Genomic DNA, 21,498 nt, shown 5'->3' on the forward strand with positions numbered 1-21,498 from the left:
TGTATTTTTTTTTGGACCACCTGTGCGCTTTGACGTTGTAAGCCTTTTTCCGGAAATGTTCTCTGCTCTAACGGAGTGGGGCGTCACTGGCCGAGCTTATCAGCGTAAGCTCACTTCCTTGCGCCTGTGGAATCCTCGGGACTATGCCCATGACCCCCGCAAAACCGTTGATGACCGTGCTTACGGCGGCGGCCCTGGGATGGTCATGCTGGCAAAGCCCCTTGAAGATACGGTAGAGGCCATCAAAGCCGAACACCAATCGAGCGGTGTCCAATCCGGCCCGATTTGCTTGCTCGCACCCCAAGGTGAGCATTTTTCCCAGAAGATAGCGAAAGATATACTCAGTTACGGTAATTTAACCTTAATTTGCGGTAGATACGAGGCAGTTGATCAGCGTTTTGTTGATCGCCAGGTTGATTTGCAGCTCTCGATCGGGGATTTTGTGGTTTCTGGTGGTGAATTGCCAGCGATGACCATGATGGATGCGGTTATTCGGCTGATTCCAGGGGTGCTCGGGGATGAGGACTCTGCAGCCCAGGACAGCTTTATTAATGGCCTTTTGGACCATCCGCACTACACCCGCCCAGAAATTTATGCGGAAATACCAGTGCCGGACGTGCTTTTAGGCGGACATCACGCTAAAATAATGGATTGGCGTCGGCAAGAGTCGTTAAAGCTGACATCAAGATTGCGCCCAGACCTCATTGAGGATGCGCGCAAGAATGGGTTGCTTAGTAAAGAAGATGAACGTTTTTTATTGTTGTTGAAATAAAAAATACTTCTGAACTAAACAAAATGAAATAACTGCATCCTCTGTCTGGTCCGATTGCCTTGGCAACGGGATAAACGCTGACATGATGTTTAAGGATAAAAAATGAATTTGATTGAAAAAATTGAGCAAGAAGAAATTGCTCGTCTCACCGCCAACAAAACGATTCCAAGTTTTGCTCCTGGCGATACCGTGATTGTGGGTGTGAATGTGGTTGAAGGCACACGTAAGCGGACCCAGGCATTCGAAGGCGTCGTGATTGCCAAACGCAATCGCGGATTGAACTCCAGTTTCATCGTGCGTAAGATTTCTTCTGGTGAGGGCGTAGAGCGTACCTTCCAAACTTACTCACCATTAATTGCCAGCATTGAAGTGAAGCGTCGCGGCGATGTGCGTCGCGCCAAACTTTACTACTTGCGTGATCGTTCAGGTAAGTCAGCGCGTATTAAAGAAAAGTTGCAAGCGCGCGTTAAGCCTAGCGCTCAGGCTGCTGCAGAGTAAGCGGTTTTCTGCATTGAAGAAAAGGCGGCCTTGGTCGCCTTTTTTCTTAAGCGTAGCACCCTTCTTAATCGCCTAAAATAAACCATGCCCTCTGCTATTGCATCGCCATCTCGCTTTGATCCTAAAATCGTGCCCATTGAGCGTTGTTGTGATGCGGATCCGCGCATTGCGGAGAGTGCCTTGTTAGTCGATGCCTTGCGTAAGCGTTTTTTGCAAACCCTGGACTGGACTCCTGAAATCACCGATGAAAATCGCTATGCCTTGGCTGCGGACATTATTAGCGCCCGATCGGCCAAAGGCATGACAACCGATGCGGCAGTATTGGTGCCGGTTTTGAAAAAGCCAGAGGGTTTATCCATTTTGCTAACCCAGCGCACCGACCATTTGCATGACCATGCTGGCCAAATTAGCTTTCCGGGTGGCCGCATGGACGCTGGGGATATTGATTTGAGGGCGACTGCGCTGCGCGAAAGCCAAGAAGAAATCGGCCTTGAATCCGAGCGTGTTGAGATCATCGGCAGCTTGCCGGAGTATTTGACAGTCTCGGGATATCGCGTCACGCCGGTGGTTGCTTTGGTCGATCCGCAGCCCCACTATCCGGTCGATGCGTTTGAGGTTGCCGATGTCTTTGACGTCCCCATGGCGTTTTTAATGGACCCTGCCAATCATCAAGTTCGGGTTTGGAACAATGGTGAGGAGCGCCGCCGATTCTATGCCATGCCCTACCAGGATCGATTTATTTGGGGCGCTACAGCTGGCATGCTCAGAAACCTATATCATTTCTTAAAATTATGAGTTTTTTATCTATACTCCTCGCCCTGATTGCCGAACAATATCGGCCAGTGACTGCCAGCCATTGGGTTCGGCGGATGAGTTCCGGCTGGCTCGATTGGGTTGCCAAGGAGTTTGGTGCTAAGCGTGAGCAAGGGGCATCTCCAGTAGGCGCGCGCATGGCTTGCTTGATTGCCTTCATATTGCCCACCTTAATTATTTTTGTATTGCATGTGGCATTCATGCTGACCTACCCCATTTTGGCATTCGTACTGAATGTAATCATCGTCTACCTCTTCTTTGGCTTTCGTCAATTTAGCCATTCGTTTACTGCAGTACACATTGCGATTCAAAACCATGACTTGCCAGCCGCTCGGGAGGCTTTGGCACAGTGGTATGGGCCAGAGCTTGACACTAGCCAGTTGAGCGAGGTTGAGGTGATTTCCTTTGCGTTGGAAAAAGCCATTATTGGCGCCCATCGCCACGTGCTTGGCGTGCTCTTCTGGTTCTTGGTACCGATCGGCCCTGCTGGAGTGGTGCTGTATCGTTTTGCGGATACTGCATCGCAACGCTGGACGCAGATGGGTGACTTTCATTTGAGTCAGGCGGCTCGTCATTTCTTTTATGTCTTGGATTGGGTTCCTGCGCGCATGACGGCGATGACCTTTGCCATTGTGGGTAATTTTGAGGGCGCAGTGTACTCTTGGCGCTACCTCACACAAAAGTGGAGTGATTCGTTAAACGGAGTGATCCTCGCAGCCGGAAGCGGCGCACTGGGCGTGCGCTTAGGTGAGCCATTGAGCGAGCCAGACAGTGATGAAGCCCTGCGCATGGCGGAGGCAGGCGAATCGGCAGTCTATGAGATAGGGCTAGAGCCAAGTGAGCGTTCAATGCGCTCTGCCATTGGCTTAGTATGGCGCACCGTTATTTTTTGCATGATTTTGTTGGCGATGTTGACCATCGCTCTTTGGCTTGGGTAATTCCTTGGAGCTGCGCATCAGCAGTCTTGGAATCCGAGCGCAGCTGACGAAATAAATTGAGCCGTTCGGCGGTAATCTGGTTTTGGTCAACCGCATCCCGAATCGCGCAGTCAGGCTCAGTCAAGTGCGCACAGTTATGAAAGCGGCATTGACCTAATACGCTTTTAAATTCACGAAACGCATGTTGTAGCTCACTCACCGACAGGTGGGCTAAGCCAAACTCCTGAAAGCCGGGTGAGTCAATCAGCGCTCCCAATCGACCTTGCTGATCGCGTCCCCAGTCTGGTAAATCGTAGTAACGGCATGCCGTGGTGGTGTGCTTTCCGGTATCGAGCCGAACCGAATACTCTTGCGTGACTGCGGCTGCATCAGGTACCCAGGCATTCAGTAAAGTAGATTTGCCCATACCGGACTGACCAACCAAAGCCGATACCTTACCGCATAGGGCGGACTGCATCGATGCCATCGATGCGGGATCAAATTTAGCTGAGACCTCGGTTACCGGGTATCCCATGCGCGCATAGGGCGCAACGAGCTTGCGCGCGATGGGTAGACTCTCCTGCAGATCGCATTTATTGAGAATGATGTGTAGCCCAATGTCGTGGGCTTCAGCAGCAACCACTGCACGGCCAAGCAGGTCTGGCGAGAATGCGGGTTGGGTTGCCAGTACCACTAAGATTTGATCGACGTTGGATGCAATTAATTTGCTCTTAAAGGCATCCGAACGGTAGAGCAGATTGCGCCGCTCTTCAATTTGAATGATGCGCGCCTGATCGGGCGAGGTGCTTTCCAAAAGCAAATAGTCGCCGACCGCACCAACGTGCTGCTTCGCTGGAGTACTGACCTGAATGAAAGGTCCGCCATGCGAGCCGTCGGCTGCTATTCGTTCGGCGAGGTAATGCCGGCCATAGGAGGCGATGAGAAGGGCGCGAAACTGCTCCATGCAATCCGTTTAGGTTTGATTTAAGCGCTGCAGGTTCGCAATACGCAGCGGTGCAGGCGGATGCGAACTGTAGAACGCGGTATAAACCGGATCGGGGGTAAGGGTCGATGCGTTATCTTGGTAGAGCTTGACGAGGGCCGAGATTAAATCGCTCGCCGATGCCTTCTCTGCGGCAAAGCCATCAGCTTCGTATTCGTGCTTGCGTGAGGCAAGGCTACTGAGGGGTGTAAAGAAAAAACCAAACACCGGCGAAACCAGCATAAAGAGCGCTAACGCTAAACCGCCGTTGTATCCCTCTAAGCTCGGCGTCACACCTAAATCAATGTAAAACCAGGCTTGGGTGCTGATCCAACCCAGAAGGGCGAGCATCACAAAGCTCATCGCAAACGAAACCAATAAACGCTTGCGAATGTGATTGCGTTTGTAGTGACCCAGTTCGTGTGCCAAAACAGCCTCGACTTCACCTGGACTTAGCTTCTCAATCAGGGTATCAAAAAAGACAATCCGCTTGGCTTTGCCGATGCCAGTGAAGTAGGCGTTACCATGGGCGCTGCGTTTGCTGCCATCCATCACAAATAAGCCTTGGCTAGCAAAATCACAGCGCTTCAGTAGGCCCTCAATTTGGGTTTTCAGCGGACCCTCTTCCAGGGCTTTAAATTTATTAAACAAGGGTGCAATAAACGTAGGAAAGAGCCACAGAAGTAAGGCATTAAATACAGTCCATACCACCCAAGCCCATAGCCACCAGAGGCCGCCCGCACTTGCCATTAGGCTTAGTACAACCCAGAGCAGAGGCAAGCCTAGGGCCGCGCCAAGCGCAACGCCCTTAACCATATCCAATACAAATAGTTTTGGGGTCATGCGATTAAATCCATATGCTGCTTCAATCCCGAACTGCTTATGCCAGGTAAAGGGCAGATCCAAAATCCCGGAAATCAAAAAGATCGAGCAAAGCAAGGCCATTTGTTGGGCAATGCCGTTGCCCATGAGATCGGTTAGTGCTTGATTGAGATACTCTAGGCCACACAGTAAGGTAAAGCCGATGAGCACAACCGCGCTGAAGGCGTTTTCAAGTAAGCCTAGTTTTAGTTTGGCAATGGTGTAGTCGGCAGCCTTTTGGTGCTCGCTCAAAGTGATGCTCTGCGCAAACTCTGCCGGCACCGTCTCACGGTGGGCGGCAACATGGCGGATTTGCCGCTGGGCAAGCCAGTGACGTACGCCAAAACTCAAAATAAAAAACAATACAAAAGTGGTTGTAAATAGCATCGTTCGATTGTAATTTATATAAAACCCGGTCGTGAGTTTGAGCTAAACTCAGACCTTAAAGCCCATAGAGGCATGCATTACAGCCGTATTTTGACTATATGAATGGAGACCATGAAAAATACAATCGACATCAAGTTCTTGGAAAACTTTTCAGCCGCATGGAATGCGCATGACATTGACGCATTGATGTCATTTATGACGGATGACTGTATTTTTGAAACGGCTGCAGGAGGCCACGCTTACGGCAATCGATTTACCGGTCATGAGCAGGTCAGAAAAGCCTTTGAATCAGCCTGGATTCAGTTTCCGGATGCGCAATGGCTTGACGCAAATCATTATGTCTTCGGAGACAATGGCATATCGGAATGGCGTTTTTGCGGCACCGATCTGAAGGGGGTGAAGCTTGAGGCAAATGGTGTTGATGTCTTTACCTTTAAGGATGGCAAAATTTTCAAAAAGAATGTCTTTCGCAAGCAAGTAGTTTCTTAACTGATTTAGCTATGGACAAACACGTCAGTCCCCAAAAAAGAGAATACGATCCGAGGTATGACCCCCTGACGGGCGAGTCGATTGGTAGGAATACGGCATATTCGCCAACATACTGGGTTGCGACAGCCGGTGAGCCGCCCGCAGATGATGGCCCTGTTTTGACTGACATGGAGGCCGATGTCGTCATTGTTGGTTCAGGGGCGACCGGACTATCGACTGCACTTTATTTAGCAAAAGAACATGGCATTAAGGCAGTGATCTTAGAGGCGAATCAAGTGGCCTGGGGCTGCTCCAGTCGAAATGGAGGGCAAGGCCAAAATGCCAGTGGTCGTTTAAGTCGTTCCCAGTGGATTCAGCGATGGGGTATGGATACAGCCAAGCGTTTGGATGCGGAAATACGACTCGGCTTTGAGAATTTCAGAGGGCTAACGCAAGAGCTTGATTGTGAGGCAACCGATACTGGACATCTTTATGTCGCTCATCGTCCGGAAAAAATGGATTACTTGAGGAAAGAAGCTGAGGTTCGCCGCACTATTTTTGGATACGATAACGCAATCCTCTCTCCTGAAGAAATCAAAGAGCGCTATTGCGATGATCATGATGCGCATGGAGCTCTACTCGAAAAAGAGGGTGTGGGCATTCATCCTCTGAAGTTTAATTTTGGTTTAATGCGCCAGGCGCGTGCTTTGGGCGTGCGTATTCATACCTCTTCTCCGGTATTGCGATCCGAGACCCAAAATGGAATGAATATCCTGCATACCCCTGGGGGCATAGTGCGTGCAAAGCGGGTGGCTTTTTGTACGGGGGGATATATTGAGCAAAAAGTAGAGCCCACCCTCAAAAACAAAATTCTTCCCATCTTGTCTAATTCCGTCGTAACAAGGCCGCTTAGCCCAGACGAAATTGAAGCGGCTGGCTTTAAATCCAATATTTTTATTACCGACACGCGCACCTTGCGTTTTTATTACCGCCTGTTAAAGGATAATCGCCTCCAAATCGGAAGTCGAAGTGCTGTAAGCGGTCGCGATGCCGAAGGCCCATCCCATTTGAAGTTATTAACCGACGGCATTGCTCGCAAGTTTCCTGCTATTGCCAGCATTCCGATTGATTACTCCTGGTGGGGATGGGTCGATGTTAGTCACGACATGATGCCGCGGATTGTAAGACCCGATCCTGATCGAGCGGTATGGTACGCCCTCGGATATGGCGGCAATGGGGTGTCTTTTTCAACTTGGGCAGGGAAGCGATTAGCTGAGCGGATTGCCGGCAAAGATGCTGGAAACCCAGTATTTAATTTACCCATTTATTCAACTCCGCTTGAGTATCCCAATTTGTTTGGTGTCATTAAATCTGCTTTGTTGGCGCCGTTTAGGCGCATAGGCCAGCATATTTTGTATAAGTGGTATTGGTTGCGGGATGAAAAAATCTAATTGCGGATGATGGCTGAAAGTGGGCATCATCGCTGTTCAGGTTTATGTAGTATGAGTAGTTTTTATTAATCTAAATAGAGAGAATATTATTTCTGCAGGCGACTATTTAATTTGGTTGGATATGGAAATGTCTGGATTAAAGCCAGACAGTGATCGTATTCTGGAGATTGCGATCATCATCACCGATGGCAATCTCAATACCATTGCCACGGCCCCAGTTTGGGTGGTTCATCAAGATGAAGCGATTCTGGATGGCATGGATGCATGGAATAAAGGCACTCACGGTAAATCAGGTCTGATTGATCGGGTGAAGGCCTCAACTCTGAATGAAGAGGATGTAGAGCAGGCCTGTATTGCTTTTTTAAAGCAGTATGTTAAGGCCGGCATTTCACCGATGTGTGGCAATTCCATTTGCCAAGACCGTCGCTTTATGGCGCGTTACATGCCTAAGTTAGAAGCCTATTTTCATTACCGTAATGTCGATGTATCGACTATTAAGGAGCTGGCTCGCCGCTGGCAACCGGAGATCATGAAGGGCTTTGTCAAAAAGCAGGCTCATACTGCTTTAGCTGATATCGAAGAGTCGATTGAGGAGCTGCGTTATTACCGCAAGACCTTTTTTATTCCTAACAGCACTGCAGCGACACCACCGACTGCTGCCGACTAAGGGCGCGGCTTGATTGCGCTTTTTGGTCTAAAGACCGAGATGATGTCGGGATTGGCCTCGATGTATGGGCCACCAATTAGATCAATGCAGTAGGGAACGGAGGCGAAGATGCCGGCAGCGAGGATTTTCCCGTCCGCATCTTTTAGACCTTCCAGAATTTCCCGGATCGATTTTGGCTGTCCAGGCAGATTGATGATGAGGGCCGCATGCCCCTCAATTTCACGCAATACCGCCACCTGCCTAGATAAAATTGCCGTAGGCACAAAGCGCAGGCTGATTTGACGCATCTGCTCCCCAAAGCCAGGCATTTCTCGTGTTCCTGCCTCTAAGGTTGCTTCTGGAGTAACGTCCCGTCGCCCAGGACCGGTTCCCCCAGTGGTGAGGACCAAGTCACAGCCCAGCTCATCTACGAGCTCAATCAGGGTCTCGGTAATGGTTTCTGCATCATCTGGAATTAAACGCTCATGGGTGCTGAGGGGCGAGGTGATAGCAAGGCCAAGCCAGTTTTTGAGGGCGGGTATGCCTTCATCCTGGTAGGTGCCTGCACTGGCTCGATCGGAGATCGAAACCAGGCCAATCCGCACTTCATTGGGATGGCTGCGTTCGGGATTTTCTTTATGCTTCATGGCTCTATTCTAGCTATCATTGAGGGATGTTTACATATACCCCCAATCAATTCAAAGTCATTGTCGAATTTATGCTCTCCGAGGCCCGTAAGTTAGGCGCCTCTGATGCGGCAGTCGAGGTTTCCGAGGGACAAGGCCTTTCGGTCACCGTCCGAAAAGGGGCGGTAGAAACCATCGAGCAAAGTCTAGATAAGCAAATTGGTTTAAGCGTCTACCTTGGTCAGCGCCGCGGCAATGCCAGTACCAGTGATTTTTCACCGGATTCTTTACGCAAAACCGTCGAGGCTGCATTTCACATTGCACGGCATACCGCGGAAGATGATTGTGCCGGGCTACCCGATTCAGACCTCTTGGAAAAAAAGCCTAAAAACTTAGATCTGTTTCATCCGTGGATGATTGAGTCAGATGAGGCCATTGCCTTGGCTCAGCGTGCAGAGGCCGCTGCATTTGCTGTGAGTCCGCAAATTAAGAATAGCGATGGCGCTTCCGTATCGGCGCACCACGCTCATTTTATGATGGGTACCAGTAACGGCTTTATGGGCGGCTATCCATACTCGCGGCATTTTATTTCGTGCGCGCCGATTGCCAGCGGCGGCAGAAAAAAATCCGCCATGCAGCGTGACGATTGGTATTCCAGTTCACGCATGGCGCATGACCTAGCCAAGCCAGCCGATATTGGCCGTTATGCAGCGCAGCGCGCCTTATCGCGCCTAAATGCCAAATCACTCAGCACGCGCCGCTGCCCTGTCATATTTGAAGCTCCGCTGGCTGCGGGCCTGATAGGCTCCCTAGTTCAAGCGGTTTCAGGGGGCGCCCTGTATCGCCGTTCGAGCTTCTTGTTAGATAGCCTCGGTAAACCAGTATTACCAAGCCACGTTGACTTGCGCGAGGACCCCCATCTTAAAGGCCTAACTGGCAGTTCCCCATTCGATGAGGAAGGCGTCAAGACCCGTGCACGCAGCGTGGTATCGAACGGGATTTTGGAAGGCTACTTTTTATCCAGCTACTCTGCCCGCAAGCTTGGCATGAAAACCACCGGCAATGCAGGGGGCTCGCATCACCTGCGTCTCAGTAGCTCAAGAACGCCTAAAGGGGGTTTGCCTGCCTTGCTGAAGGAAATGGGTACGGGCTTGCTCGTGACCGAGCTCATGGGTCAGGGCGTCAATTACGTCACCGGCGATTACTCTCGCGGTGCTTTTGGTTACTGGGTCGAAGGCGGGGAGATACAGTACCCCGTCGAAGAAATTACCATTGCTGGTAACTTGCGCGACATGCTGATGAACATTGAACTGATTGGCAGCGACACCTTAGTGCGGGGCACCAAGGAGACGGGCTCCATTCTGATTGGGTCGATGACGATTGGCGGAAAGTAAAAGCACAGTTTAGATTACGCAATACATGGAACATAAGAAGGGAGCCTTTGTGGAACGCAGATCATTTTTAAAAAAAGCAACGATTGCAACCGGTGTTGGCGGCGCTACTTTAGCGGCGCCAGCCATTGCGCAGTCACAGCCTAACCTCAATTGGCGTCTGGTTTCGAGCTTTCCGAAGTCGCTGGATAATTTGTATGGCACGTCTGAGATTTTTGCCAATGCGCTGCGCAAAGCAACCGACGGAAAATTCAACGTCAAGGTATTCGCTGCCGGTGAAATCGTTCCGCCACTGCAAGTTCAAGATGCAGTGCAAAACGGTACAGTCGAGGTGGGGCATACCGCAGGCTACTATTCCTTAGGCAAAGACAGTGCCTTTATCTTTGATACTGCAGCGCCGTTTGGTATGACTGCGCGCCAACAAAATGCGTGGATGCTGCATGGCAATGGTATGAAGTTAATGCGCGAGCTCTACGCTTCCTACAATATTGTGAACTTCATGGGCGGTCAAACTGGAACCCAAATGGGCGGTTGGTTTCGGAAAGAAATCAAAACGGTTGCTGATCTCAAGGGCCTTAAGTTTCGGATTGCTGGGTTTGCCGGCAACATTCTTTCCAAATTAGGGGTTGTGCCACAGCAGCTACCCGCCGGTGAAATTTATTCCGCTTTAGAAAAAGGCACAATCGATGCTGCCGAATTTGTCGGTCCTTACGATGACGAAAAGCTTGGCCTAGCCAAAGTAGCTAAAAATTACTACTACCCTGCGTGGTGGGAAGGTGGTGCGTCACTCTCTTTTCTGGTGAATAAAAAGAAGTGGGATGAATTGCCTCCTGCCTATCAAGCTGCATGGGAAGCGGCTTGCTTTTTGGCGCATACCGAGATGTGCGCGAAGTACGACGCCCTCAATCCTCCAGCACTCCAGCGCTTACTGCAAAACGGCGCCGTATTGCGCAAGTTCAATACGCAAATACTCGATGCGTGCTTCACTGCAACCCAAGAGGCCTATGCCGAGGAGGCTGCAAAAAATCCCCGCTTCAAAGCCATTTATGAAGACTACCGGCGCTTTCGGAACATGGAGGCGCAGTGGTTTAATGTGGCCGAACAGGCATTTGCACAGTACAGCTTCAATAAAAAACTGTAGCAATCAAGCGCAACACAAACTTATTTTGACTTACGCTCCAAGGTAACAAAGTCGAAATGGATGTCGCCTTCGTGTGCGGGGGTGCGCTCTAGTTCGCGCCATTGTTCTGGGTGGGGGACGGCAAAAAAGGTATCGCCGCCGTCAACCTCAATGTCAATTTCGGTAATGTAAAGGCGGTCAGCTAAATCAAAGGCCTGAGTAAAAAGTTGCTCTCCGCCAATCACGAAGACCCGCTCCAGGTCACTCAAGCGCTCGAGCGCATCGCCTAAGGAGCTAGCTACTTCCGCGCCAGTGAGCTGCAAGTCGGGGTTACGGCTCACCACAACATTGCGCCTGCCGGGCAAAGGGCGGCCAATCGATTCCCAAGTTTTACGGCCCATGATGACGGGGTAGCCCATGGTGACGCGCTTAAAAAATTGCAGGTCAGCGGATATTTTCCAGGGCATTTGATTGTCACGCCCGATCACGTGGTTACGGGCGCGGGCCACAATCATAGAGATAGCAGGTTGAGTCATGGTTTATCGAATCAATTAAATGGCAACAGGTGCTTTGATGTGGGGATGGCATTCATAACCCACAATTTCAAAGTCCTCAAACGCATAGTCAAAGAGTGATGCAGGCTTGCGCCCGATCTTGAGCTGCGGCAGTGGGAATGGCTTACGTGAGAGTTGTAATTCGACCTGCTCGAGGTGATTGCTGTAGAGATGGCAATCGCCCCCCGTCCAAATAAACTCACCCGGCTCTAAGTCGCACTGCTGCGCAACCATGTGCGTTAACAGGGCGTAGCTGGCAATATTAAATGGCACTCCTAAGAAGATATCGGCACTGCGTTGATACAGCTGGCAGGATAATTTACCATCGGCAACATAAAACTGGAAAAAAGCATGGCATGGGGCCAGGGCCATGCGCGGAATATCAGCCACATTCCATGCCGAGACAATCAGGCGGCGCGAATCAGGATTGGTTTTGATGCTGTTTACGACTTCGCTGATTTGATCGATGTGCTGACCATTGGGCGCTGGCCATGAACGCCATTGGTAACCGTAGATCGGGCCCAATTCGCCATCGGGGGCTGCCCACTCATTCCAAATCGAAACGCCGCGCTCTTTTAACCAATTATTGTTGGTACTACCGTTGAGAAACCACAGTAATTCATAGATGATGGATTTGAGGTGTAACTTTTTGGTCGTTACCATCGGAAAACCGTCAGCTAGATTAAAGCGCATTTGATAGCCAAAAACCGAGAGGGTGCCAGTGCCGGTTCGATCGGATTTTTGGACGCCCTGGTTTAGGACGTGCTGCATAAGTTCGTGATATTGATGCATTCGTTTAACTGTTCAATCAAATGGGAATAGGTAGAGATTAACTCAATCTGACGCAGGCTTCTGTAGGCCCAGTAATTGCTGTAATTTGGGGGATGTCGTGGTGTATTGCAACTGCACTGGCCGGTCGGGAAAAATGACCTGGGCTGCCGCAAAGGCCGCCAATGTCGCCTCATGAAAGCCCGATAGGATCAGTTTTTTCTTGCCGGGATAGGTGTTGATGTCACCGACGGCAAAAATCCCTGGGATGCTGCTTTCAAAGCGGGCGGTATCCACCTCAATTTGCTTGCGACTGAGTGCGAGGCCCCAATCGGCAATCGGCCCTAATTTGGGTGACAGGCCAAAAAAGACCAGTAGGGCATCGAGTGGGATGGTTTGCGTATGGCCATCAAGATCCTCAACTTCAAGCGCCGTTAGCTGATCATCACTGCTTGCATAGCCAGTGGCTTGCCCAATGCAAAAGGTAATTTTTCCAGCGGCGTGCAGATCATGAAACTGATCCAGGATGTGTTTGTCTGCCTTCAATTCACTGCGGCGATGTACTAGGGTGACGTGCTTGGCGGTGGACGCAAAATGAATGGCCCATTCCACAGCAGTCTCGTCGCCGCCGCAAATGACGATGGTGCGCTGATTAAATTGCTCGGGCTCTTCCACGTAATAGAAGAGTTGCTTGTTCTCAAATACAGCAATACCATCGAGCGCTAACTTACGGGCTTGAAATGCCCCCACTCCAGCCGCAATAAAAATGGTTTTACTGACAAAGGATTGACCTGCGCTAGTGCGGATAAAAAAGCGGGAATCGTCTTCTTGTTGTAATTCCGTCACCGCTTGACTCAGGTGTATTGGCGGATCAAAGGGAGCAATCTGCTGCAGGAGATTATTGACTAGCTCACGGCCAGTACAAACCGGAATGCCTGGGATATCGTAAATGGGTTTGTTGGGGTAGAGGGCAACGCACTGGCCGCCCGCTTCTGGCAATGCATCTATGATGTGTGCCTGAATTTCGAGTAAACCCAATTCAAATGCTTGAAATAAACCGACTGGACCCGCGCCAATAATGAGGGCATCGGTCTCAATTGCCTGCACAGCAGCCTCGTTTGGATTGAATGCAATCCATTACATCTGCTTTACTTGACGAGTTGATCTAGTTTGGCAGTAACGTCTTTCCATTCCTCTGCATCGGGAAGGGCGCCTTTGGATTTGGTAATTGATGGCCAGCCCTGCGCCAGATCTAAATTCATTTTGATGAATGCTTGCTGATCGCCGGGTACATCGTCTTCAGCATAAATCGCATTGACTGGGCACTCCGGAACGCAGACGGCGCAATCGATGCACTCATCGGGATCAATCACTAAAAAGTTCGGTCCTTCGCGAAAGCAATCAACCGGACAGACATCAACGCAGTCGGTATATTTGCAGCGAATACAGGCTTCAGTAACAACGTAGGTCATGGCATTTAACGAGTTGGATAGCGAAAAGGACCAGAAGCTAGGAGCCAACAGGGGATGGCATAGCAACCAGCATACGATCCCATTTTAGCCGAATTGCCTCTTTTTCCAAGAAAGACCCATTAGGCTTGGTGTAAAGTGCCAAGAATGAATACCACCTCAAAACCTAAAATCCTTGTCTCCAGAGCTATTTTCCCTGAGGCGCTGGCTGAGCTAGAACAATCCTTTGATGTCATCTCCAACCAAGCAGATGTCGTGATGACCCCGGAAGCCCTTGCCTCCCAGTTGGCTGGGGTTTCTGCTGCATTGGTCACGGGCAGTGAGCGCATTGATGCCAAAGCCCTTGCGCAGGCTAAAGACCTGAAGATTGTGGCTAACATTTCGGTGGGGTATAACAATTTTGATGTGCCTGCGATGACGGCTGCTGGGGTGATGGCAACGAATACCCCTGATGTGCTCACGGATACAACCGCAGACTTTGGCTTTGCCTTGCTAATGGCAACCGCGCGCCGCGTAACCGAGTCCGAGCGCTGGATTCGGGACGGCCATTGGAATCAGTGGTCGATTGTCACCAATCCCTTAGGAATGGATATCCACCACACTACGCTTGGCATTATTGGTATGGGCCGTATCGGTCAAGGCATTGCCAAGCGCGCTTTGGGCTTTGGTATGAATGTGATTTACCACAATCGCAGTCGCTTGCCCGGGGTCGATGAAAAAGCCTGCCAAGCGCGCTATGTCGATAAAGAAACTCTGCTCAAGGAAGCCGATCACGTTATTTTGGTGCTGCCCTATTCAGCCGAGAGTCATCACACGATTGGTGCAAAAGAAATTGCCTTAATGAAACCCACCGCAACGCTGGTGAACATTGCCCGCGGCGGTATTGTGGATGACGTTGCTTTGGCTGCGGCACTGAAAGCCAAGACCATCTTTGCAGCGGGCCTCGATGTATTTGAGGGCGAGCCCAAAGTGCATCCGGATTTATTGGCCTGTTCGAATATCGTGTTAGCACCGCATATCGCCAGCGCGAGCGAAAAAACCCGCAGGGCCATGATTGCGCTAGCCGCCCGAAACGTTCGAGCGGCACTGGCTGGCGATAAACCACCAAGCCTGATTAATACAGAAGTATTGACGAAGTAAGCGATGCCGTTGTTAGGCCCTTGCTAGTAAAACCCTAGCAAGGATTAATCGGTTTCGATTTCGTCGGGTAATTCGCGCAGGGCGAGCTCAATGCCACCAAACTTGTCGGCCACCCAGTTGTAGACTTTGCATGCAATCCACAGCAAGCCAAAGCCAAGTAGGGCATTCAGAATTAAAGCCGATACGACGGTAAATCCGGGAATGGACCCGTCGCGCACGAATGCCACAAACAAAGCCAATAAAACGATCGGAACCGAGAAGCAGAGGTAGACCAAAACCAAGGTTTTGGCGGTATGCAGCGGGTCTAAATAGACAATTTCTTTTTTCGTGAATTTCATAATTGCTGCAATCTTAAAGCAGTCCCTCAAAAAGCACCACATTTACTAGGTCGCCGGCCGCAATATTGCCTTGCTCGTGGCCCAAAACAATAAAGCAGTTGGCTTCACTCATCGAGCGCAAGATGCCCGCACCTTGACTGCCGGTGATTCGAACCTGCGCCCTGCCATCGGGGCCGATTTCTAAAATGCCCCGTTGGTATTCGGTTCTACCCGGCTTTTTACGAATCGCTGCCGATGCAATGGCCTGGGTCAGTGGCGGCCTAAGCTGCGTTGCGCCGCTCAGCTGCAATAGCGCCGATTGAACAAATTGATAGAAGGTCACCATAACCGCAACGGGGTTGCCGGGCAAACCAAAAAATAGGGTGCTACGCGGGGGATGTTGATTGGGAACCGGTTTGAGAATGCCAAATGCCATTGGCCGTCCAGGGCGCATGGCAATTTTCCAAAAGCCCACATCCCCTAATTCCTGCATGACCTGTTTGGTGAAATCAGCCTCACCAACCGAGACCCCGCCCGAGGAAATGATCACATCCGCCGTTAATGCTGCTTTTGTAAAGGCGGTCTTTAATGCCAGTGGATCATCCTGAATGATTCCGCAATCGAGCACATCCAGGCCCAGGCGATTAAGCAGCCCCATCAGGCTATAGCGATTGCTGTCATAAATACTGCCTGAGTCTAGAGCCGCCCCAAGGGGCCGTAACTCATTACCCGATGAGAGGATAGCTACCCGTAATTTGCGTTTTACCGTCAACGTATTAATGCCAAGCGATGCAGCCAAACCTAAATCCGATGGCCGTAGCATGCGTCCCGCCGCAATCGCTACAGAGCCTTGTGCTAGATCTTCACCGCGCAAGCGTCGATTCTCCCCAGTCGACACTGCACTCGATTCAAATTGAATGCGTTCAATGCCGTCGGCGGCAAGGGGAGGTTTTTGCGTCATTTCCTGCGGTATGACGGTATCGCATTGATTAGGCATCAATGCCCCCGTCATGATCTTGAGGCATTGGCCTGCTGCGAGCGAACCGGTAAAAGGGGTGCCTGCAAAAACAGTGCCCACAACCATCAATTGAGTGAGGGGACCACTACTGAGTTCTGTTCCCCGAAAGGCAAACCCATCCATCGCTGAGTTGTCAGCGGCGGGAACGTCAATCGGCGACAACACATCGCTTGCCAAAACGCGATTGAGACCTTGATCGAGTGAAACCGATTCGGTCTCAGCAACTACGCCTGTGCGGAGTAGTTGATCTACGAGATCAGAAATGGCTGCGCGGGTTTCTTCAACTGTGAGGCCAGTGCTGAGTAAGTGCGGAGCATTGGGCGAGAGGGGTGAGGAGCTCATCGTGGACGATCCTAAAATAGAATTCAGTTTGAGGCGCGTAAGACTTGCTCTAAGGCCTGCAACTCTTCTGGCGTGTTGGTGTTAGCAAACGCCGCTTCATCGGCAAAGACAACCGTGCTCGAGGGCAGGGCTTCGAACCAGCGGTCAATTTTGCGCCCGCCTTGATCTAAAAATTCTTGAAGAGATTGCTGAACGCTGCGACGCATCAGGCAAAAAACCGGCTGCGTCCAAGTTGCACCCGCCGAATCTATGCTGGAGGCATAGACGAGATCGGATTGCGTGGAGTTCATTTCCTCTAGTAGCTTCTGACTTAAATTGAGAGGAAAGACCGGCGAGTCACAGGGTACGGACAGAAGGTATTCGGTTTTGCACTGCTTGAGGCCAGCCGCAAAGCCAGCAAGTGGACCGGCAAAATCCGGGTGATGGTCGGCTATGACAGCATGACCATATTGCACGTAGCGATCATGATTACGATTGGCATTAATCAGGATGGTGGTGACTTGAGGGCTTAACCTGGCAATGGCATGCTCTATCAATGGCTTTCCCATGAAGGAGACTAAACCTTTGTCGATGCCGCCCATTCGCTGGGCGCGGCCGCCCGCCAAAATCAGGCCGGTAATCTCAGCATGCGCAGTCATTAACCACCAATGTAGGACATCTCTACTTTGTGTGCCGAGCGCCCAAGCTCTGTAGTCGCTTGGCCACGGATTTCGGAGTAGTTATCGTTGCGGACAGACCAGGTGCCCATGATGGCATTGGCAATCTCTAAATCGCTGCAGCCAGAGCGCAACATCGTCTTGAAGTCGTAGCCTTGACTGGCAAATAAACAGAGGTAGAGTTGACCGTCCGTCGAGATGCGGGCGCGACTGCACTCATGGCAAAAGGTTTGGGTCACGCTGGAAATAACACCGATTTCGCCGGCACCATCAAGGTAGCGCCAGCGCTGCGCAACTTCACCAGCATAGTTGGCTTCAATGGGTTCTAGTGGATACATCGCGTGAATGCGCTCAATCACTTCTTTGGATGGTAGAACTTCTTTCATATCCCAACCATTCGAACTGCCGACATCCATAAACTCGATAAAGCGCAAGGTGACGCCAGTGTTGCGAAAGTGACTCGCCATCGCAATGATCTCCTGATCATTCGTGCCTTTTTTCACCACCATATTGACTTTAATCGACTCAAATCCAACTTCTTGAGCCGCAGCAATGCCATCCAGTACATCACCCACTGGAAAATCCACATCATTCATTTTTTTAAAGATGGCATCGTTCAAACCATCTAAGCTAATGGTGAGGCGATGTAAGCCAGCCGCCTTGAGTTGCCCTGCCTTTTTTCGCAACAGGCTACCGTTGGTGGTGAGCGTTAACTCCAGGGGATTGCCATCCGGTTTTTTAATTTCCGCCAGCATTGCGATTAAGGTCTCGACATTCTTGCGAAGCAATGGCTCGCCACCCGTCAAGCGAATTTTTTCAACGCCAAGCGATGCAAAAATGACTGTGAGGCGTGTCATCTCTTCAAAGCTCAGTAGCGCACTTTGTGACAGGTAAGGATAGTCCTGATCAAACACTTCTTTTGGCATGCAGTAGGTACACCGAAAGTTGCAGCGGTCCGTTACCGAAATCCGTAAATCACGCAAAGGACGCCCACGCAAATCGACTGATCGGCTCGTGGGAGCGGCCAGACTGGACGGCATTACAGGGGCAAGGCCCTTGCCTTCGTCGATGCGGATGGGGATAACGCGTTCAACCATGACTCAATTATGGCGGTGATTAGAAAGGGATGCTGAATTAAACAAAACCCCAATAAAGGGGCTTTGTTTGTTTTAGATTTCTTTCGGTACCGATTTTTCCTGGCCGCCGGTTTCGATCAGAACCATGGGGCCCTGAGGAAGTGCGGCTGGTGGCTTGGGTTCACGTACAACCCGCATTGGGGCTGGTTCAGACTGGATCTGGGTTTGGACTTCAGCTAATTTAGCTGTGTCTGTACCAACCCAAACCATGCCTGCTGATTCGATGACTTGCTGCAGAGGCTTTTCTTCGAGCGGGGTGAAAGCTACTTTTGGTAGCTCAGGCGCTGGAGCTGACATGACCGGCGCTACTGCCACCACCGGCTTCGCAGGCGCTGGTGCGGGTGCACTCGCTGCGGACACGAAACTGGCCGAAGAAGATTCCGAGGGTTGCTGAGCTGCGCCGTTATTACGATCACCATGGTTACGCTCGCCGTTATTGGAGCGTGGCGGGCGAGATCCGCGACTGCCCGATTGTGGGCTTGCTTTGCGAGCAGTAAAGCTGGCAGTCAGTTCACTTGTAGGAATGGTTGCCGATGATCCAGCCATGCCGGATGGGGGCCATGCACCACCAGCAGAGTAACTAGTGATCACTGTTGCATGCGCTTCTGGAGCACCTTCAGTACGCTCGGTGCGTTGCCCACGACCACGACCGCGTCGATTGCGACCGCGACCCCGGCGTTCATCGCTGCCCTCAGCTGCTGAATTGCTATCAGCGGTGGATGGAGTATCGCTTGGCTTGGTGCTTACAGCATCTGCATCGCTGCGCGCGACTTCAGGCCGCTCGGTGCGACCATTGCGATTGCGACCACGACCTTCTTGACGGGGTTTTGCTTCACGTGCACCCTCGGTATTCGAGGTGGCATCGGGAGTTGCACCTGCTGGCCGCTCACCGCGCTCACTGCGTTCGCCGCGACGTCCACGATTGCGTCCGCCACGATCACCGCCATTGCGATTACCGTCGCGGCCCTGGGCATTGCGGCCGCGTGGAGCAGGAGCTGCTGGTTTCACTTCAGGTTCGCTAGAGGAGAACAGTTTTTTGATGAAACCAAAGAAACCGCCCGAGCTGGATTGCGTATCCGCACTCGCAGCGCGCGCTGGACGTGGCTGGGTAACCGGTGCAGGTTGGCTTGGAGTAATGCCTTTTACGGCAGCCTCAGGACGCGCTTTTACATCGCCTTCTTTGCGGCTGACTACCGTATCGGCTTCGAGTTCACGCGCGGCTTCTTCGGCCATAACGTAACTGGCTTTTTGATCGTCGAGACGAACGTCGTCATGGCGCAAGCGCTCTAATTTGTAATGTGGCGTTTCCAAATGCTTATTTGGAATCATCAAGACATTGACTTTGAAACGGCTCTCGATCTTAATTACTTCAGCACGCTTTTCATTCAAGAGGAAGGCAGCCACCTCAACGGGAACTTGCGTATGAATCGCGGCCGTATTTTCTTTCATGGCCTCTTCTTGAATAATCCGCAAGACTTGCAATGCAGACGATTCGGTATCGCGAATGTGGCCCGTACCATTACAACGTGGGCAGGCAACGTGGCTACCTTCGGATAAAGCAGGGCGCAAACGTTGGCGTGACATTTCCATCAGGCCAAATTTAGAAATCTTGCCCATCTGAACGCGAGCACGATCGTGACGCAGAGCATCACGCAAGCGATTTTCTACATCCTTTTGACTCTTGCTGGACTCCATATCAATGAAGTCAATCACAATCAGACCGCCAAGGTCACGTAAGCGTGCTTGACGTGCAATCTCATCGGCTGCTTCAAGGTTTGTACGTGTAGCAGTCTCTTCAATATCCGATCCGCGGGTAGCGCGTGCGGAGTTGACGTCGACCGAAACCAAGGCTTCAGTATGGTCGATCACAATCGCGCCGCCAGAAGGCAGGGGAACGGTACGGGAGTAGGCCGTCTCAATTTGGTGCTCAATCTGGAACCGCGAAAAGAGCGGCACATCGTCTTGGTAGCGTTTAACGCGCGGCAAGTTATCCGGCATGACGACTGACATAAAGGCCTGCGCCTGCTCAAAAATGTCGTCGGTGTCGATTAGGATTTCGCCAATATCGGGCTGGAAGTAGTCACGAATCGCACGAATAACCAGACTGGACTCTAAATAAATCAAGAGTGGCGCGGAATTACCTTGGGCCGCCTCATCAATGGCCTTCCACAACTGCATTAAGTAACTTAAGTCCCATTGCAATTCAGTAGCGTCGCGGCCAATACCGGCAGTACGGGCAATGATGCTCATGCCGTCGGGGATTTCAAGCTGAGCCATGGCCTCACGTAATTCCTGACGATCTTCGCCCTCAATGCGGCGCGATACGCCACCGCCGCGGGGGTTATTTGGCATTAATACCAAGTAGCGGCCAGCCAAGGAGACAAAAGAGGTCAGTGCAGCGCCTTTTTGGCCACGCTCTTCTTTTTCTACCTGAACAATGATTTCTTGGCCTTCGCGCAGGGCTTCTTTAATAGTGGCATTGCGAACATCCACTCCATCTTTAAAGTAGGTTCGCGCTACTTCTTTAAATGGCAGGAAGCCGTGGCGTTCTTCGCCGTAATTGACAAAACACGCTTCGAGCGAAGGCTCAATGCGCGTAATAACGCCTTTGTAAATATTGCCTTTGCGTTGTTCACGACCGGCAGCTTCAATATCAATATCGATTAATTTTTGACCATCGACGATGGCGACTCTCAACTCTTCTTGTTGAGTTGCATTAAATAACATGCGTTTCATAACACTCTCCTATGGGGGAGGATGTCGCTGCGCGGTGCGGTCGGGGACAGAGTTGGCGCCATCATGGGGATGTATTCCCAAGTGGCTTTACGAGTGTGGAACAAGCTTTTGCCTAGCGCTGAGCCGGGCTTTAACCGATCTAAAGGGTATGAAGGTCGGTGCCACACTGGACACTCGCCGCAGAGACCTCCTTAAGGCCATCAATGCAGGCGCGTGCCTAAAAACTGTCTTCTAATCGCGGGTCGCGGCAAACGGCACACCAACCCTGCGCCTCATTAAAACGGGAGAGGGGCAACCCCGGGAGTCTTTTTAAGGGCGACTCCAAGCTCCACGATGAATTTCTGCATCGGGCCAATTAATTGGCTAGTGCCTTGATTATACGGTAGAAGTAGTTTGACAATAAGGGTATTCTTAGTTTCTTTGCTATTTT

The 21,498-nt window shown here is 51.1% G+C and carries 22 protein-coding genes; 10 read left to right on the forward strand and 12 right to left on the reverse strand.

Annotated features, from left to right (window positions below; genetic code table 11):
• Positions 1-22: 22 nt before the first annotated feature.
• From trmD to Q8M75_RS05615, 4 genes are all read left to right on the forward strand, one after another.
• On the forward strand, positions 23-772 hold the full coding sequence (gene trmD / locus Q8M75_RS05600) for a tRNA (guanosine(37)-N1)-methyltransferase TrmD (RefSeq protein ID WP_305487150.1): 750 nt from the start codon (positions 23-25) through the stop codon (positions 770-772).
• A 102-nt stretch (positions 773-874) separates the two neighbouring features.
• Positions 875-1,270 carry a 50S ribosomal protein L19 gene (gene rplS, locus Q8M75_RS05605; RefSeq protein ID WP_108469465.1) on the forward strand — a complete coding sequence of 132 codons (396 nt, stop codon included), beginning with the start codon at positions 875-877 and terminating at the stop codon, positions 1,268-1,270.
• Between the two features lie 84 nt (positions 1,271-1,354).
• The gene (locus Q8M75_RS05610) at positions 1,355-2,065 is read left to right on the forward strand and encodes a CoA pyrophosphatase (RefSeq protein WP_305487152.1); all 711 of its coding nucleotides are present in this window, start codon (positions 1,355-1,357) and stop codon (positions 2,063-2,065) included.
• Entirely contained in the window at positions 2,062-3,021 is a 960-nt protein-coding gene (locus Q8M75_RS05615) for a CobD/CbiB family protein (protein ID WP_305487154.1), read from the forward strand. The genes Q8M75_RS05610 and Q8M75_RS05615 overlap by 4 nt, the downstream gene beginning before the upstream one ends.
• Here the strand turns inward: Q8M75_RS05615 and rsgA are convergent.
• Together rsgA and Q8M75_RS05625 are read right to left on the reverse strand one after the other, a co-directional pair.
• Positions 2,966-3,964 (reverse strand): ribosome small subunit-dependent GTPase A, encoded by a 999-nt coding sequence (gene rsgA, locus Q8M75_RS05620; protein WP_305487156.1) that lies wholly within the window; start codon positions 3,962-3,964, stop codon positions 2,966-2,968. The genes Q8M75_RS05615 and rsgA overlap by 56 nt on opposite strands.
• Positions 3,965-3,973: 9 nt before the next feature.
• Entirely contained in the window at positions 3,974-5,230 is a 1,257-nt protein-coding gene (locus Q8M75_RS05625; protein ID WP_305487157.1) for a M48 family metallopeptidase, read from the reverse strand.
• 111 nt (positions 5,231-5,341) lie between these two features.
• Between Q8M75_RS05625 and Q8M75_RS05630 the strand changes: the two genes are divergently transcribed.
• The 3 genes from Q8M75_RS05630 (at position 5,342) to orn (ending at position 7,816) form a co-directional block, all read left to right on the forward strand.
• The gene (locus tag Q8M75_RS05630) at positions 5,342-5,719 is read left to right on the forward strand and encodes a nuclear transport factor 2 family protein (RefSeq protein ID WP_305487160.1); all 378 of its coding nucleotides are present in this window, start codon (positions 5,342-5,344) and stop codon (positions 5,717-5,719) included.
• An 11-nt stretch (positions 5,720-5,730) separates the two neighbouring features.
• The gene (locus Q8M75_RS05635) at positions 5,731-7,149 is read left to right on the forward strand and encodes an FAD-binding oxidoreductase (RefSeq protein ID WP_305487162.1); all 1,419 of its coding nucleotides are present in this window, start codon (positions 5,731-5,733) and stop codon (positions 7,147-7,149) included.
• A 64-nt stretch (positions 7,150-7,213) separates the two neighbouring features.
• Positions 7,214-7,816, forward strand: coding sequence for an oligoribonuclease (gene orn, locus Q8M75_RS05640; protein ID WP_305488200.1), 603 nt, complete (start codon positions 7,214-7,216; stop codon positions 7,814-7,816).
• Here orn and mog read toward each other — a convergent pair.
• Positions 7,813-8,442, reverse strand: a complete 630-nt coding sequence (gene mog, locus Q8M75_RS05645) for a molybdopterin adenylyltransferase (RefSeq protein WP_305487164.1) — start codon at positions 8,440-8,442, stop codon at positions 7,813-7,815. The genes orn and mog overlap by 4 nt on opposite strands.
• Before the next feature lie 26 nt (positions 8,443-8,468).
• On the opposite strand from mog, the gene pmbA reads away from it, so the two are divergent.
• Together pmbA and Q8M75_RS05655 are read left to right on the forward strand one after the other, a co-directional pair.
• Complete coding sequence (gene pmbA, locus Q8M75_RS05650; RefSeq protein ID WP_305487167.1) at positions 8,469-9,815, forward strand: metalloprotease PmbA; 1,347 nt, start codon at positions 8,469-8,471, stop codon at positions 9,813-9,815.
• A gap of 49 nt (positions 9,816-9,864) precedes the next feature.
• Complete coding sequence (locus Q8M75_RS05655) at positions 9,865-10,953, forward strand: TRAP transporter substrate-binding protein (RefSeq protein ID WP_305487170.1); 1,089 nt, start codon at positions 9,865-9,867, stop codon at positions 10,951-10,953.
• 20 nt (positions 10,954-10,973) lie between these two features.
• Here the strand turns inward: Q8M75_RS05655 and Q8M75_RS05660 are convergent, their stop codons facing one another.
• From Q8M75_RS05660 to fdxA, 4 genes are read right to left on the reverse strand one after another with little or no spacing between them, the layout of a single operon-like run.
• Positions 10,974-11,468, reverse strand: a complete 495-nt coding sequence (locus Q8M75_RS05660) for a dihydrofolate reductase (RefSeq protein WP_305487172.1) — start codon at positions 11,466-11,468, stop codon at positions 10,974-10,976.
• A 15-nt stretch (positions 11,469-11,483) separates the two neighbouring features.
• Positions 11,484-12,278, reverse strand: coding sequence for a thymidylate synthase (locus tag Q8M75_RS05665; protein WP_305487174.1), 795 nt, complete (start codon positions 12,276-12,278; stop codon positions 11,484-11,486).
• Between the two features lie 42 nt (positions 12,279-12,320).
• The gene (locus Q8M75_RS05670) at positions 12,321-13,361 is read right to left on the reverse strand and encodes an NAD(P)/FAD-dependent oxidoreductase (protein ID WP_305487176.1); all 1,041 of its coding nucleotides are present in this window, start codon (positions 13,359-13,361) and stop codon (positions 12,321-12,323) included.
• A gap of 41 nt (positions 13,362-13,402) precedes the next feature.
• Positions 13,403-13,726, reverse strand: a complete 324-nt coding sequence (gene fdxA, locus Q8M75_RS05675; RefSeq protein WP_305487178.1) for a ferredoxin FdxA — start codon at positions 13,724-13,726, stop codon at positions 13,403-13,405.
• A gap of 144 nt (positions 13,727-13,870) precedes the next feature.
• Here fdxA and Q8M75_RS05680 point away from each other — a divergent pair, with 144 nt between their 5' ends.
• Positions 13,871-14,863: a D-glycerate dehydrogenase gene (locus Q8M75_RS05680; protein ID WP_305487179.1), complete on the forward strand. Its 993-nt coding sequence runs from the start codon at positions 13,871-13,873 to the stop codon at positions 14,861-14,863.
• A 44-nt stretch (positions 14,864-14,907) separates the two neighbouring features.
• Here the strand turns inward: Q8M75_RS05680 and Q8M75_RS05685 are convergent, their stop codons facing one another.
• The 5 genes from Q8M75_RS05685 to Q8M75_RS05705 form a co-directional block, all read right to left on the reverse strand.
• Positions 14,908-15,201, reverse strand: a complete 294-nt coding sequence (locus tag Q8M75_RS05685; protein WP_108469451.1) for a hypothetical protein — start codon at positions 15,199-15,201, stop codon at positions 14,908-14,910.
• A gap of 13 nt (positions 15,202-15,214) precedes the next feature.
• Positions 15,215-16,540, reverse strand: coding sequence for a gephyrin-like molybdotransferase Glp (gene glp, locus Q8M75_RS05690; protein ID WP_305487182.1), 1,326 nt, complete (start codon positions 16,538-16,540; stop codon positions 15,215-15,217).
• Positions 16,541-16,563: 23 nt separating this feature from the next.
• Positions 16,564-17,178 (reverse strand): molybdenum cofactor guanylyltransferase MobA, encoded by a 615-nt coding sequence (mobA, locus tag Q8M75_RS05695; RefSeq protein ID WP_305487185.1) that lies wholly within the window; start codon positions 17,176-17,178, stop codon positions 16,564-16,566.
• On the reverse strand, positions 17,178-18,293 hold the full coding sequence (moaA, locus tag Q8M75_RS05700; protein ID WP_305487187.1) for a GTP 3',8-cyclase MoaA: 1,116 nt from the start codon (positions 18,291-18,293) through the stop codon (positions 17,178-17,180). The genes mobA and moaA overlap by 1 nt, the downstream gene beginning before the upstream one ends.
• Before the next feature lie 72 nt (positions 18,294-18,365).
• Positions 18,366-21,068, reverse strand: a complete 2,703-nt coding sequence (locus Q8M75_RS05705) for an Rne/Rng family ribonuclease (RefSeq protein WP_305487189.1) — start codon at positions 21,066-21,068, stop codon at positions 18,366-18,368.
• Between the last annotated feature and the right edge of the window lie 430 nt (positions 21,069-21,498).

The organism is Polynucleobacter sp. (genome assembly GCF_030693775.1).
Lineage (GTDB): Bacteria > Pseudomonadota > Gammaproteobacteria > Burkholderiales > Burkholderiaceae > Polynucleobacter.

Excerpts from the sequence above, each read along its gene's own strand:
- rplS (WP_108469465.1), top strand. The coding sequence starts at position 875 with ATGAATTTGATTGAAAAAATTGAGCAAGAAGAAATTGCTCGTCTCACC.
- Q8M75_RS05610 (WP_305487152.1), top strand. The coding sequence starts at position 1,355 with ATGCCCTCTGCTATTGCATCGCCATCTCGCTTTGATCCTAAAATCGTG.
- Q8M75_RS05615 (WP_305487154.1), top strand. The coding sequence starts at position 2,062 with ATGAGTTTTTTATCTATACTCCTCGCCCTGATTGCCGAACAATATCGG.
- rsgA (WP_305487156.1), bottom strand. The coding sequence starts at position 3,964 with ATGGAGCAGTTTCGCGCCCTTCTCATCGCCTCCTATGGCCGGCATTAC.
- Q8M75_RS05625 (WP_305487157.1), bottom strand. The coding sequence starts at position 5,230 with ATGCTATTTACAACCACTTTTGTATTGTTTTTTATTTTGAGTTTTGGC.
- Q8M75_RS05630 (WP_305487160.1), top strand. The coding sequence starts at position 5,342 with ATGAAAAATACAATCGACATCAAGTTCTTGGAAAACTTTTCAGCCGCA.
- Q8M75_RS05635 (WP_305487162.1), top strand. The coding sequence starts at position 5,731 with ATGGACAAACACGTCAGTCCCCAAAAAAGAGAATACGATCCGAGGTAT.
- mog (WP_305487164.1), bottom strand. The coding sequence starts at position 8,442 with ATGAAGCATAAAGAAAATCCCGAACGCAGCCATCCCAATGAAGTGCGG.
- pmbA (WP_305487167.1), top strand. The coding sequence starts at position 8,469 with ATGTTTACATATACCCCCAATCAATTCAAAGTCATTGTCGAATTTATG.
- Q8M75_RS05660 (WP_305487172.1), bottom strand. The coding sequence starts at position 11,468 with ATGACTCAACCTGCTATCTCTATGATTGTGGCCCGCGCCCGTAACCAC.
- Q8M75_RS05665 (WP_305487174.1), bottom strand. The coding sequence starts at position 12,278 with ATGCATCAATATCACGAACTTATGCAGCACGTCCTAAACCAGGGCGTC.
- fdxA (WP_305487178.1), bottom strand. The coding sequence starts at position 13,726 with ATGACCTACGTTGTTACTGAAGCCTGTATTCGCTGCAAATATACCGAC.
- Q8M75_RS05680 (WP_305487179.1), top strand. The coding sequence starts at position 13,871 with ATGAATACCACCTCAAAACCTAAAATCCTTGTCTCCAGAGCTATTTTC.
- Q8M75_RS05685 (WP_108469451.1), bottom strand. The coding sequence starts at position 15,201 with ATGAAATTCACGAAAAAAGAAATTGTCTATTTAGACCCGCTGCATACC.
- glp (WP_305487182.1), bottom strand. The coding sequence starts at position 16,540 with ATGAGCTCCTCACCCCTCTCGCCCAATGCTCCGCACTTACTCAGCACT.
- mobA (WP_305487185.1), bottom strand. The coding sequence starts at position 17,178 with ATGACTGCGCATGCTGAGATTACCGGCCTGATTTTGGCGGGCGGCCGC.
- moaA (WP_305487187.1), bottom strand. The coding sequence starts at position 18,293 with ATGGTTGAACGCGTTATCCCCATCCGCATCGACGAAGGCAAGGGCCTT.
- Q8M75_RS05705 (WP_305487189.1), bottom strand. The coding sequence starts at position 21,068 with ATGAAACGCATGTTATTTAATGCAACTCAACAAGAAGAGTTGAGAGTC.